Source organism: Streptomyces sp. CNB091, from assembly GCF_000377965.1.
On record NZ_KB898996.1, the window covers coordinates 216,357 to 230,971 of the forward strand.

Here is a 14,615-nt window from a genome sequence, read left to right on the forward strand (position 1 = left end):
ACCACTACGCCGGACCGGCCCCGGCGGGCGCTCCCGGCACCACCCGCATGCCCAGTCCCCGCACCCGGTAGATGCACCGGTCGTCGCCCCACAGCGACGCGTCCGCCACGGCGTAGGGGCCCCGTGCGTCCGTGCCGCTCTCCACGATGTCCATGTCCACCCGGATCAGCCGGTTGGCCGGGGTGATCTGGCCGCGGTACGTCCAGGTCGCCTCACGGCCCGGCAGCACCGGTTGGAAGCGGGGGGCGACGAGTCCGTCGGCCACGCCCTGCTCCAGCAGGTGGTACTGGAGCAGTTGGCACATGGCCTCGATCCCCAACGAGCCGGGCTGCACGGGGTCCTGGAAGAAGTGGGCCCGGAAGAACCAGGCGTCGGGGCGGACGTCCTTCTCCGACCGCAACCGGCCGAGCCCGGCGCTTCCGCCGTCCGGCCAGTGGCCCGTGATCCGGTCCAGCATCAGCAACATCTCGCCCGGCAGGCGCGGTTCGCCGGCGCAGTACCGGGCGGGGCGGGAGGTCAGATCGACCACGCGTTCGCAGGGCTCGTCGAGGCGGGCCCGGTCCTCGGCCGAAGTCGTCAGCCCCTGCTGGCCGTCGAAGGCCGACCGGGGGAAGTAGCCGAAGACCGTGGAGAGTTCGAAGAGGGGCGCGTCGTCGGCCGTGCACGTCACCCGGAACGACTCGATGATCATGTCCCCGCTGCGCGAGACGCGGGTCAGTTCGGCCCTGGTGCGGACCGTACGCGTCGCCGGGGTGACCTCGCCGGTGACCGTTCCCGACCCGTCGAGATTGCGGAACAGCAGGTCCATCTCGCTGGTCGTCGCGCTGCCGATGTACGAGGCGAGCCACCCGCAGGGCTGGAGCGCCGCCTCCATGAGGACGGCGAACGGCATGGCGCGGCCGCCGTTCTGCTCGAAATACCACGCCCGGCCCGGCACGTCGTACTCGGCGACGACGACGCTGCCCTCGCCCATTCCACCCTGCGGACCGTCCACCGACACGATCCGGCTCATGAAGTGATAGGGCGGGCCAGGAAGCCGCGCCACCCTGCGGGTGCCGTCGAAGGGCTCGTACATGGCCCCGAACGCCTCGCTCGGCCTGCCCCAGGCGCACGCCAGCAACGAGGCCTGGTCAAAGGCGAACCCGTCGGCCGCCACCGCCACCGGCTGCTCCTCCCGATGCCCGGTCAGCCCGCCGAGACGGGGCAGCGGCACCGGGTCCCCGCCGGTCTGCACGGTGGGCGGACCCGAGTGCCGCCAGTGCGACAGCGGCCAGTCGGGGACCAGCCGGAGGGCCATGTCGGTGCCCAGGAACGCCTTCCGTCCGTCCACCGAGCCGAGGACGTCGGCGTGGAGCGTCGGCACCGGCCCGGCCGAGACGCCCCGTACGAACACCTCGTACACGACCCTCCGGTTCTCCGGGGTCGCCTGGCCCCGGCACATGGCCCTGGAGGGGTGCTCGTCGACCGTCTCGAAGCGCCAGCCGTCCCGGTCGACGGTGAAGCCCATGGCTGTCAGGTAGAACGCCATCGCCTGGAGGCCGCCCTGCAGCATCAGGGTGCCCGGCATGCAGGGGTCGTTCTTGAAATGGCCGGTGAAGAACCAGTCGTCCGGGGACAACGCGGTCTCGGCCCGCAGGTACCCGCGGCCCCACGGCCCTCCGGCCGGTTCGAACGCGGTGACCTCGTCCAGCAGGCGCAGCCGTTCCTCGTCGAGCCCGGGCGAACGGACGTGAGCCGCCGTCGCCTCCCAGCCGGGCCCGAAACAGTCCCCGGGCCGCCCCAGGGCCAGGGCTCGCACCCGGTCGGCGTCGAAGCGGGTCCGTTCGCAGCGCACGGCCGGCGGGTCGAGCGGCAGGTCCTCCCCGGGTACGCGGTCGGCGGGATCCCAGCGCACCCCTCCGCTGCCGGCGAGTTCCGCGGGAGTGAAGAACCCCGCCTGTCCCTCGCGGACACTGAGCCGCAGCGCGCCGTCCACGTAGCAGTCGTAGTGGAAGAAGGCCAGCCGGACGCCGTCCGCCTCCGCGTGACCGTCCAGATGGATCTCGAAACGCAGGGTGTCACCGGGGCGCGGTGGGCCCCCGTGGAAGGTCACCTCGCAGCCGAGCAGCCGGTACGCGCGCTCGCCCCGGTTCAGCAGGTCGACGCCCAGCCAGCTGAGCAGGAGCAGGTCGGCCTGACCCGCCTCGATCAGCACGCCGGCCGGCACCCGCCCCGTCGCATCCAGGTACCAGCTGTCGGGCAGGACATCCGTCTCCGTCCAGATCCTCCCGTCCGTACGGACCGGGCCCGGCAGGACCAGCGCGGCCGGCACCGCGTCGATGCCGGTGACCCGGTCGGCGAGCAGCATGGGCGGCCCGGGCATCCGGGTCTGTACCGCGTAGCCGTCCTGCTCGGCGAAGAGCGGACCGAACAGCGTGGAGATCTCGCGGGAGGCGAGGTGCTCCAGTTGGGTCCGGTCGAACGTCGGCCCGGGCCGCTGAGTCTGCCCGGGCCGCTGAGCCTGCGCCGGCTTCGGCTCCGGAGCCCTCACGGGCGCTGGAGCCGTGGAGGGCCGGGGCGGGGGAAGCGGTCGTACGGGTACGGGCTGCTGCTGCCCGGATCCAGCCGTCAGCGCCCCGACGGCGAGCGCAGACACGCGCAGGAACCGCCGGTGGGATTCGGCGTGCGCGGCCATGACCTCCTGGTGCAGCGCGGCGACCCGCAGGCTCTGCCGGGCGACCACGCCCCCGACCCCCGCCGCCCCCGGCTCACGGGCGTCGTCGGCGGGCAACCGGGGCCGTTGTACCGGTGCGGCGGGGGAGGGCACGGCGGGAGCAGCGGGAGTGGAGAAGCGCCCGGGTCCCTCGGACGCGGGGGCGGAGAAGCGCCCGGTCTCCGCGTGCGCCGCGGCGACCACGTGGCCGGGGTCCCGGTCCGGCGAGGCGGGCGGACCGAGGGTGGTCTCCGGTACCGGGGCGAGTTCCGGTGCCCGAGGCAGAACGGTCACGGCGCGCTCCAGGGGCGGCAGGCACGGAGAGGACGGTACGGGAACGGCGACGGTGGGGCCGGGCCGCGGCAGGCCGGTCGCGGCCCCGGCGAGCCGGGCGAGCAACGCGTCGGCCCGCACCGGCACCCCGGCGACGACGAGTTCGCCCACCGCGTGACACAGATGCCGCAGGCTCGTGTCGCCCGGAGTGTCCAGCGCCACGGCCACGTGCTCCCGGTCGCCGAGCACCCGTTTGATCCAGCCGGTGCACAGCCGTCGCGGGCCGTGCTCCACGAAAACCCGGACACCGTCCGCCCACGCCTGTTCGATCGTGGCCGCGAAGTCGATCGTGCCGAGCCCCTGCGCGGTGAGCGCCTCGGCCGCCCGCTCGGGCGTCGGCCGGTACGCCCGGCCGGAGGCCCCGCTGTAGAAGCGAACGCCGGGCACCTCGACCGTGGGGCGGCGGTGGGCCTCGTGCCACACCTCCCGGACCTCCGCCAACTCCGGTGCGTGGGCCGCCATGTCGTAGTCCAGCTCGATCGCCCGGTCGACGCCGATCCTGGCCACGACGGCAGAGCACGCCCCGGACTCGCCGCCGATGACGCAGACCCCGGGCGCGTTCACCGCCATCAGGTGGACCGCCCGCTCCCCGGCGAGCTCCGCGCGAACTGCCGCCAGGGGCGCGGCGACCAGATGGCTCGACCACCGGTCGCCAGGGATGCCCCGCTGCCGCCAGTAGCGCCGGACCGCCCGCAGCTCGCCCGCGAGTTCCGTGGTGAACAGGCCGCTGTCCCGGGTCGCTTCATAGAGCCCCGAGGCGTCCGGCCAGGCCCCCAGCGCGACCAGCGCCGTCGACTCGCCCGAGGAGTATCCGATCGCGGCGTCCGGCCGCAGTCCGAGCACCTCGCGGCTGAACACGGTGTGCAGCGCGGCCAGTTCGGCGACGGCCCAGATCTGGCCGAGGACCCCGGGCTCCGTCCCGGACCGCAGGCGCGCCCCCACCGCTCCGTGCTGCTCCCGGACCCGCTCGCCCAGCGACGGCAACGCGAGGGTCAGCTCATGGCCCATCCCCGGATACGCGGCCGAGCCGTTCGTGTACACGAAAGCGGTCTGCCCGACGACCGGCGAGTCCCGGTACGACACGTCCGCCGGGCGGGCCCCGCCCTCCGTCAGCCAGCGACGGGCCGCTTCCCCGCGCTCCTGCCACGTGGTGTCGCCGTCGACCACGAAGGCCAGCCGGGCCGGGCCGGCCGAGGACTCCGTACCGGCCTCCAGCGCTGCCAGCACCGCCCGGCGGTCGGTCCCGGAGTAGACGTGCAGGCGCGGGGCGGGGCCCCGCAGCCACGGCCGGGCGTCCCCCGCGCGCAGCCGTACGCCGACGGCGGGCCCCTCCAACGGCGTGACCACGGCCCGCGCGGTGTGGGCGACGGCCGCGGTGTCCGCCGGTCCGGCCGGACGGGGTACCGCGCGGTGCTGGAGCGAGAGTGCCGCGACGGCGACGGAGGCCAGCCCCGACGCGGCATGAGCGCGCCCGAAGGAGGCCGCCGGATCGAAGACCGCGTCGGGGCCGTCGCCGATGACCATGTCGGGTTCGCCGGTGGCCTCTTCGTCCAGCAGGGCCACGACGCTGTCGCCGTCCCCGCGCGCGGCGTCCAGGGACTTGAGGACCAGGACGACGGCCGCGTCCCCGGGCTCCTCGTCGCGGCCGAGATCCCGCAGGGCGGCCCGGTGAACCGCCTCGCAGGACAGGTCGGTGGCGCCGACGAGGGCGGCGTCGGCCTCCCCCGACCGAATGGCCCGAGCCGCGATCCCCAGCGCCACCAGCCCGGACGCCTCCTCCGCCGACACCGTGAACCCGGGTCCTGCCAGGTCGAGTTGGGTGCTGATGCGGTTGGCCGCGAGGTTCGGCATGCTGCCCACCACGCCCTCCGCCGTCATGGCCGGGGTGAACGCCTCCCGGGCGAGGTCCGCCGACGCCGGGTCCACCGGCGTCGCCGACTGCTCCAGCCAGTGCGGAATCCGCCAGCGCGCGCCCGCGCGGGCCACCTCCGGGTCCACCCCCGTACCCACGACCACCATGGTCCGCTCGCGGGGCAGGCTCACCGTCCGGGCGGCCTCCCGGGCGGCCTCCAGCACCAGGAGCTGATGACGTACGGTCCGCTCCAGGGCCAGCGGCGGGAAGCACAGGTCCGTCAGCTCCACGGCGATCTCCGCGACGGGGCCCCGCCGTTCGCCGCCCAGCACCGCGCGGCGGAAGTCCTCCAGCGACGTCCCCTCGCCGACCCGGGCTCCGACGGCGACGATCGCCACCGTCGTACGGCCGCCCGGCGCGGCGGGCGCCGGAGCTGGGTCCGGGGCCTCGGCTGCCGGTCCGGCGGGCCGCGTGCCGCCCGTCGACCGGGGAACGGCGGGCGGGGGAGGACAGTCCGGGGCGTCGACAATCAGATGGGCGTTGGTCCCGCCGAACCCGAAGGCGCTGACCGCCGCCCTGCGCGGCCCTGCCCACTCCTCGGCCGCGGCCAGCACCCGCAACGGCGTGCCCGTCAGTACGTCGAGCGGTCGTCCGGCGCCGAGCGTCGCCGGGCGCACCCCCGCCCGCATCGCGCCGAGCACCTTCAGGAGTCCCGCGACACCCGCGGAGGCCAGCAGATGCCCGACGTTCGACTTCGCCGAACCGATGGGAACGTCGTCACCGGCCCCGAAGACCCGGGCCATGGAGCGCGCCTCCACCGCGTCCCCGACCGGCGTCCCCGTGGCGTGGCACTCGATGAGCGACACCGACTCGGGAGCGACGCCCGCCCTCTCGTACGCCAGGCGCACGGCCCGTACCTGGCCCTCCTCCGACGGGCTGATCAACCCGGAACCACGCCCGTCGTTGGACAGCCCCACACCGCGGATCACACCGAGCACGGGCAGGCCGGCGGCGTGGGCGTCGGCCAGCCGTGTCAGGGCGACGAACCCCGCGCCCTCGCCGTGCACCAGCCCGTCCGCGTCCCGGTGGAAGGGCCGGCTGCGCCCCGTGCGGCTGGTCGCGGACAGCGCGCAGAACCCCACGTGCAGGTAGAGGGGGTCGGGGCGGCTGACCGCACCGGCCACCATGAGATCCGCCGTGCCGTCGTGCAGCCGGTCGCACGCCAGCTTGATCGCGTACAACGAGGACGCACAGGCGGCGTCGAGGGACCACGCCCCCGCACCGAGCCCGAGCGCGCGGGCCGCGAGCCGGGCGGGCAGCCCGGAGGAGAAGCGGTTGCGGGCATCGGGCCGGGTCCGCCACTCACCCCCCGGCAGGGCGTCACGGAGCGAGGGGCGTTGCGCGGACATCCATACGTGTTCGGCGAAGGCCGCCCCGGCGGGCGTGGGGTACGACAGGTTGCCCAGCACCAGACCTCCGCGCGGCAGCGGGCCCGCGTGTCCCGCCTCGGCGAGCGCCTGCCGCACCCCGTACAGGACCCAGTGGAAGAGCGGGTCCAGTGGTGCGATCCGCTCCGGGGCGAGGCGGAAGCCGGCCGGGTCGAAGACGGACTCGAACCCGTGGACGTAACCGCCGACGTCCGTCCACGTGCGGTCGAGGTGATCCTCCATCGAACCCATGGCCCACCGGCGCGGCAGCCGCCACCGGCCCTCCGGGGCGGCCGACAGGCTCGTGCGGCCGGCGGCGATGTTCTCCCAGAACGTGTCCGGGTCCAGCGCGCCGGGCAGCACACAGCCCCGGCCGACGACGGCGATCGGTTCGAAACGCATACGGGTCTCACTTCACGGCGGGGCGCGGCGGGCCGGGACCAGGATGGGCGGGGCCGGGCGACGCGAGGTGTGGAGGGGGTGGAGGGGGTGGAGGGGGTGGAGGGGTGAGGAGGGACAGGATGGGTCAGGAGGGTCAGGGTGGGTCAGGAGGGGCGGACGACGAGCTCGACCCCGATCAGCTCCACCAGGACGGACCCGTCGGCGTCGATCAGTGCCGCGTCGCAGCGCGCCCCGGTGTCGTGCGCCTTCCGTGCCCGCACCACACAGCGCACGGCGCCGTCCACCGGGCCGCGCCGGTGCAGCCTGCACTCGGCGACGGCCATCGGCAGCGTGGCTGCCCCGAGTACCTTCTCGCCCCAGAGCAGGGCGAGTTGCAGCGCGCCGTCCACGGCCGCCGGATCGAGCGGGCCGTGCTCGTCCGCCCAGCCCAGGGCCCGGGCGCCCGCGACGGTCGCCTCCGCCCCGTGCTCCGACACGCCGCGCACCGTGCGCAGGGCGTGGAACCGGGGGCCGTGGAAGAGGACCTCTCCGTCGTAGGGCGTGGCCCGGTCGAGAGGCTTCAGACCGTCCGGGGTGTCCCACGCGGTCGCGTCGGGTTCGCCTGTCCCGGTGTCCCACGCGGTCGCGTCGGGATTCCCGGCCCCGGAGTCCCACACGGTCGTGCCGGTCTCCCCTGTCCCGGTGTCCAGCACAGCCCGGAAGTGCGCCAGGCCGTCCTCGCCCCGCAGCTCCGCGTCCAGACCCGACGGTGCACCGGGCGCGCCTCTGCTGCCGAGCACGGTGAGCCGGTGGCCCGGGCCGGACAGCTCCGGCAGGGCGTACTTCTGGTACACCCGCAGATCACGCAGGACGAGCCGCCCGGCAGCCGGCAGCCAGGCCGTGGCCGCGCCCGCGAGCCAGTGCAGGACCAGGGCCACGGGCAGCACCGGAACACCGGCGGGCGCGTGGTCGGCCAGCTGCGGCAGGGTGTCCGAGCGGACCAGCACCTGCGCGCGCCGCAGGTCGCCCGCCGGGGCCAGGGCGGCCGGATCGTCTCCCGCCGCCAGGACCACGCGGGCCTCGCCGGCGTCACCGTCCACCTCGGCCGTGAAGGCCGCGGCCCCCTGGGCCAGGGGGATGAGCGGAACCCCGGACCGGCCGAAGTGCGCGGCCAGGGCCGGGGTGACCATGCCGCCCTGCCAGGGCCCCCAGGCCACACACCGCACCAGGCAGCCGGGCCGACGGGCCTGCTCGGCCGACGCGACCTGGAGGAGGACCTCGTTGGCCATCGCGTAGTCGCTCTGCCCCGCGTTGCCGAACACGGCGGCCACCGACGAGAACAGGAGCATGGTGTCCAGCGGATCGTCCGCCGTCGCCGCAAGCAGCGCCCGCAGACCGTCCACCTTCGTCGCCATGACCGAGTCGGCCTGCTCGTCGGTCCTGTCGACGATCCGCTTGTCGGCCAGCACCCCCGCACCGTGGAGGATGCCGGTGACCGGCCCCCATGTCTCGCGCACGGTGCGCAGAGCAGCCGCGAGCGCGTCACCGTCGCGGATGTCCGCCCGGACGTACCGGGCGGGTGATCCGGCGGCCTCCAACTCCGCCAGTGTCGCCCGCACTTCGCGCGCGGCCAGAATGTCCCGGGCCTGCTCCGCGATCCGGGCGGGCGAGGAGTCCGCCGCGTCCGGAGCCCGCTCCGCGAGCAGCCGGGTGAGCGCCGGTCCGTCGGTGGCCGAGGTCAGCCCGGCCGGCTCGGCGGCCAACTCCGTCCTCCCGAGCAGCACGATCCGCGGACGGTGGGTCCTGGCCAGGTCGAGCAGGGCCGCCGCGGTCACCCCGCGGGCCCCTCCGGTGGCCACGATCACGGAAGTGCCGGAGATCCGCCGGGTGCCACTGGGCCTGACCGGCTCGGGCGCCATCCGCAGGAGGGCGCGCGTGCCGTCCGCGCGGAGGCCCGTCTCCAGGTCGGCCCCGCCTTCGAGCAGCTCCCCGACGATCGCCTCGGCGACCTCCTCGTCGTCCCGGCCGCCCCGCTCGCAGTCGACGATCTTGACCGAGGAGTCCGGCCACTCCTTCGCCGCGGTCCTGGCCAGAGCGGCGACCCCGCCCAGCCACGCACGGCCGGGCGCGTGACCTCCGAGCCCGAAGTCGCCCCCGGTGTCCTGGACGGTCACGAACAGTCCCCCGCCCCCGGCGGCCCGGGGCGCCACCGCGCGTGCCGAGCGGAGCGCCGACCGGTGGACCTCCCGCGCCTCGTCGGGCGTACCGCCCGCGGTGAGTCCGCCGAGGTGGACGACGCCGCGGGCGTCCTCGGGCACGTCCGCCACGGCGGTGGCGGCCACGCCGCGTACCGTCAGCTTCCGGGCCACCAGGCCGGCGATCGAGCACTCGCCCGGGCCTCCGCCGGTCACCGTGACGGGCCCGTCCAGCAGTCCCGCCGTGGTCAGCCCGGACGCGGGCGACTCCACCAGACGCGGTACCAGCCGCGTCAGCGGTGTACGCTCACCCGCCCCGTCGTCGGGGGCGGACGGGGTGGACGGCGCGCGCACGGCCGGGGTCCCGGCCGCCACGGAGTGCTGCCCGGCCCGGACATCCGGCTCCGGGGTCCGGGGAGGCCGGGGGTCTCCGCTGAGCGCCTCGACGATCTCGCGCAGCGTACGGAGCCTGCCGAGCTGCCCGGGGTCCCCCGTCGCCACGTCGCCCACCTGCCGGCGCACCGCCGACAGGATCTCGACGCGCTTGATGGAGTCGACGCCCAGATCGGCCTCCAGCTCCATGTCCAGGTTGAGCATGGCGGTGGGATAGCCGGTGAGGCGGGCCACCACCGACAGGAGCAACTCCTCCAGCTCCGACGGTGACAGCGACACCGTGTCGACGACGGGAGCGTCGTCCACGGGAGCGGCAGCCGTCTCCCGCGCGGGGAAAGGTGCCGCCGGGGCCGCCGCGGCCGCGGGTGCGAGGTGGGTGGGTGTGACCGGAGCGGGCGTGGGCGCCGGAGCCGGGACGACGGTCACGACCGGAGCCGACGGCGTCATGGGCGGCGCCGGCACGTGCCGCGGTGACGAGGAGCGGGGGAGCTGCAGTGGGAGCGCTGGAGCCGAAGCGTCCCCGTCCACGGCCGGGTTCGGCGCGCCGAGCATCGCGGCCAGGGTCGTCTCCGTCATCCGGAGAAAGGCCAGATGGCTGTCTGTCAGGAGGCGCTGGCAGACCGCGTGGGTCTCCGCCGTCTGCCGTTGGATGCTCTCGACGGCGGCGAACCAGTCGCCGCCGACGGTGGGCCCGAATCCGGCGGTCTCACCGGGGTCGGCCTCGTATGCCGAAGCCTGCTGGGCGTGGGACGGGGAGGGGACGTGCGCGGGCATGGGGACCGCCGGGGTGTCGGACGTGGACAGGGACGTGGGTACGGGCACGGGGGCGGGCAGCGGTCGGTGCCGGGGCTCAGGCGCCGGAGCGGGCGACAGCTCGGCGCGGGTCGGCGGCGACTGACCGTGGTAGTTGCCGCCGTCGATCTTCACCGTCATGCGGGGCTCGCGCTCCTTCGCCGGGGCTCCGGGCGGGGCGTACGGCGCCCAGAGCGTGTCGAGATCGAGGGGGACGCCGCGTACGGCGAGTTCACCGAGCGCGGCGTGCAGGGTGTCGGCGCCGGGCCGGTCCTGCCGGTCCAGGGGGACGGCCGCGTGCTCGCGGTCGCCGAGGATCTGGTGGACCAGCCCGGTCAGCGTTGCCCCCGCGCCGATCTCGACGAAGGTGCGGACCCCCGCCGCGTACATCGCCTCGATCTGGTCCTGGAAGAGCACCGGGGAGGTGAGATGACCGGCGATCCGGCGGCGCACCTCATCGGGGGACGAGGGGTACGGCGCCGCGTCCGCGTTGCCGTAGACCTCGATCCGGGGCTCCGCGAGCGGGACCGTGCGCAGGTACGCGGCGAGCGGCTCGACGGCCGGGGCGACCAGCGGGCTGTGGAAGGCCGTCGACGCGGCCAGCCGACGGGTGCCGACGCCCTCGGCCGAGAACGCCTTCTCGGCGCGTGCGACCGCCTCCACCGATCCGGAGAGCACCACTTGGCGCGGGGAGTTGTGGTTGGCCGGCCAGAGGTCGCCGAACCCGCCACTGGCCAGTACCCCGCTCACGTGCGTACGGTCCGCCGCCACCGCCAGCATCGCGCCCGGGGCCCCCGCCGCGTCCCGCATCAGCTCGCCGCGGTGACGGGCCAGCCCCACCAGGGACTCCGCGTCCAGCGCGCCGGCGCACGCCAGCGCCACCAGCTCGCCGAAGCTGTGGCCCGCCACGCAGTCCGGCCGCAGCCCCAGCCCCCGTACCACCTCCAGCAGGGCCAGCGCGTGCACCGCCAGCGCGGGCTGCGCCCACTCGGTGGCATCCAGGAGGGTCCGCCGGGCGGCGCGTTCCCCGTCGGTGAAGGCGGGCGGCGGGAACACGACCCGGTGCAGGGGCCGCCCGTCGAAGCGGGCGCCGCCCAGCCGGTCCCACACGGCCTGGGCGGCCGGCGCCAGCATCGCGAGACCGGCTCCCATCCCGACGTACTGGGACCCCTGACCCGGGAAGAGGAAACCGATACGGCCGGGCGCGGGCTCCCCGGACGCGTACCGGACCCCGGTGGGCGTCGAGAACGCCGCGTCGGGGTGCCGCCGGATCTGTGCGAGCGCCTGCGCGTACTTCTCCCGCAGGTCCTCGGCGCCGGTGGCGACGACGGCCAGCCGCACCCGGGCGGAGGGGGAGAAGGCGGCCTGGCTCTCCCGTGCCAGGCCGGCCAGGGGACGATCGTCGTCCGTCCGGGGCGCCATCAGGTCCGACGGGGAGTCGCCACCGAACAGGACGAGCTCGCTCGGCGCCGTGCGGTGACGCAGGGCCGGACGCCCCGGACCGCCCGAGGGCGCGTACTCCTCCAGCGTGACGTGGAAGTTGCTCCCGCCGAAACCGAAACTCGACACCGCCGCCCGCCGCGGATGACCGGCCGGCCGGACCCACGGGCGGGTCTCGGTGTTGACGTAGAACGGGCCTTCCGGGGCGGCGGCTGCCGGGTTCGGCCGCTCCACCTTGACCGTCGGCGGCAGCACCTGGTGGCGCAGGGCCATGACCGCCTTGAGCAGGCCCGCCGCGCCCGCCGCGCACTTGGTGTGGCCGATCTGCGACTTGACCGAACCGATCGCGCACCACTGCCCGTCCGGGCGTCCCGACGCACCGAACACCGCACGCAGCGCCGCCAGTTCGGCGGCGTCTCCGGCCTTCGTGCCGGTCCCGTGCGCCTCGACCAGCTCCACGGTCTCCGGCCCGTAGCCGGCTCCCTCGTAGGCGCGTCGCAGGGCTCGTTCCTGGCCCTCGGGCAGCGGGGCGTAGATCGCCGTGCTCCTGCCGTCGGACGAGGTGCCGATACCCCGGATCACCGCGTGGATCCGGTCGCCGTCACGCTCCGCGTCGGACAACCGCTTCAGCGCGTACATGACGACCGCTTCGCCGAGCATGGTGCCGTCCGCCGCGGCCGAGAACGGCCGGCAGTCGCCGGTGGGGGACAGCGCCGGCGTCTTGGAGAAGCACAGGAACATGCCGATGTCGTTCCCGGTGTCCACGCCCCCGCTGATCACCAGGTCGGCCCGGCCCAGGGACAGTTCACCGACGGCCGTCGACAGGGCCGCGAGCGAGCTGGCACAGGCGGCGTCGGTGGTGTGGTTGATGCCGTGCAGATCGAACCGGTTGGCGATCCGGCCCGCGACGACGTTGCCGAGCAGCCCGGGGAAGGTCGATTCGCGCCACGGCTCGAAACGGGCCGCGATGCGGTCGCACACGGCTTGCGCCTCGGTCTCGTCGAGTCCGCTCTCCCGCAGCCCCGCGAGCCAGGCGGGGCGGTGGGCGCGCCCGTACATGTGCGGAAGGAGTTCGAGAGCCGCCGCGCCGAGGACGACGCCGGTCCGGTCACGGTCCACCCCGGCCGGGCCGCCCGCGTCCGTCAGCACCTGGTCGGCGACCATCAGGGCGAGCAGTTGGGAGGTGTCCGTCGCCGGCAGATTGGCGGGCGGCACCCCGTAGGCCATCGGATCGAAGTCCACCTCGGGAAGGAACGCGCCCCGGCGGGCGTACGTCTTGTCGGGGGTGGCCGGATCCGGGTCGTAGTGGTCCTCCACGCGCCAGCGGGTGGCGGGCACCTCGGTGATCAGGTCGCGGCCACCGGTCACGATCCGCCAGTAGCCCGCCGCGTCCGTGGCGCCCGGCACCAGGGCCCCCACGCCGACCACGGCGATGGGGAGTTGACGGGGGACGGACTCGGACATGCTCTCTCCTCGGGGCCGTACGGTCGGTACCGACGCCCCGGTGGCGCCGAGGCCGCTCACGCCAGCTCGCACGGGGTGTAGGTGAACGCCTCGGCCGGCAAGGGGACTCCGTACGTGCGTAGTTGATGGGCGCGTGTGAGCACGGCGGCCCCCTCCAGCAGATTGAGTCCGATCCGCACCACGGACCGGTGCGCCGGATCGGCCAGGAACGAGCCGGCCACCCACCGGTTGAACGCGCCCATCGCCGGCCCGCACCAGATCTGGAAGTCGGCCCGCCGTGACTCCTCCCCGGTGATCGCCCACCGGCTGGAACTGCCCAGATACCAGCGGAAGACCAGGGCCATACGGTGTTTCGGGTCGGCCTCCGCACGGGCGATCTCCGCGGGATCGCGCTGCTCCCAGAACGTGCGAGCGTGGAGCCAGATCTCGTCGAACGGGGCGCGCAGCACGTCGCGTTCGATGGTGGCGCGCAGCGCGGACGGGATCTCCTCCAGCGATCCATGGGCCTGGTACGCCGCATGGAGCCGAGCAGCCCGCTGGGCGAACATCGTGCCCCGGGAGAGCACTTGCAGCTTCACACCCAGCTCGAACATGTCGGCTGCCGGCGCCATGGCCACATCGGATACGTCCGCGTCGCAGAGCATCGCCTTGGCCGCGTCGGACAGGCCCGCCTCGACGGCCGTCTGGTTCACCGACCCGACGACCACATAGGAGGCGCCGAGGGCGAAGGCGGCGGCCACCGCGTCCGGGGTGCCGAGACCGCCGGCCGCACCGAGCCGGACCGGCCGACGGTAACCGAACCGCCGGCACAGCGCGTCACGCAGCGCGGCGATCCTCGGCAGCAGGACCGACAACGGCCGGTTGTCGGTGTGCCCGCCGCTGTCCGCCTCCACGGTGATGTCCTCGGCCACCGGCACCAGGGCCGCCAGAGACGCCTCCTGGCGGGTCAGTTTCCCCTGGGCGACGAGGGAGTCCAGCAGCGCGGGCGGCGCGGGGGAGAGGAACCTCTCGGCCACCTCGGGCCGGGAGACCTTCGCCAACAGGCGCGTACGCCGGACGACGGCGCCGTCCGGGCCCCGGCGTAGCCCGTGCGCCGAGCACAGGACGACCGCCGGGGTCAGCTCCATGAACGCCGACGCCGAGATCCGGGGAACACCGCGACGCAGCAGCAGCTCCGCGACGCGGAACTCCAGTGCCGGTTCGGCCGGTGAGTGGATGAGATTGACGCCCCAGTTCGAGCGGGACCCCAGATCCCGCACCAGGGTGTGCACGGCCCGCTCCACGTCGGGGAAGGCCAGACCGCCCGCGCCGAAGAAGCCGATCATCTCCGCCCGGGCCATCGCGGAGACCATCCGGGTGGTTGCGATGCCGTTCGCCATCTCCCCCGCGACATACGGGAAACGGACGCCGTGCGCCTCGCAGAACGTACGGCCGCCGAGCCATTCGGGGTACAGGGGCGGCAGCGTGCCGAGCACCGGACCTGCGGGCGCGGCGCCGGTCGCGACCCCCAGCTCCCGGCCGTCCGGCCCGCTGACGATGTGCACGGGCTCCCGGATCTGCCGGACACGGGCCGTGATCCCCTCGGGCGAGAAGACCGGCAAGGAGGCGGCAGGCGGGCCGAGAGCGGTGGGGACGGACACGGGGAG

3 protein-coding genes are annotated in these 14,615 nt (G+C 74.9%); all 3 read right to left on the reverse strand.

The features are described 5' to 3' along the window. Positions 1-4: 4 nt before the first annotated feature. Positions 5-6,706: a type I polyketide synthase gene (locus D581_RS0114605; protein WP_018957958.1), complete on the reverse strand. Its 6,702-nt coding sequence runs from the start codon at positions 6,704-6,706 to the stop codon at positions 5-7. 143 nt (positions 6,707-6,849) lie between these two features. Then, positions 6,850-12,969 (reverse strand): type I polyketide synthase, encoded by a 6,120-nt coding sequence (locus D581_RS0114610; RefSeq protein ID WP_018957959.1) that lies wholly within the window; start codon positions 12,967-12,969, stop codon positions 6,850-6,852. Between the two features lie 56 nt (positions 12,970-13,025). After that, positions 13,026-14,609, reverse strand: a complete 1,584-nt coding sequence (locus tag D581_RS0114615; RefSeq protein ID WP_018957960.1) for a PfaD family polyunsaturated fatty acid/polyketide biosynthesis protein — start codon at positions 14,607-14,609, stop codon at positions 13,026-13,028. Positions 14,610-14,615 lie beyond the last annotated feature (6 nt).

Coding starts and splice junctions, on each gene's coding strand:
- D581_RS0114605 (WP_018957958.1), bottom strand. CDS start 6,706: ATGCGTTTCGAACCGATCGCCGTCGTCGGCCGGGGCTGTGTGCTGCCC.
- D581_RS0114610 (WP_018957959.1), bottom strand. CDS start 12,969: ATGTCCGAGTCCGTCCCCCGTCAACTCCCCATCGCCGTGGTCGGCGTG.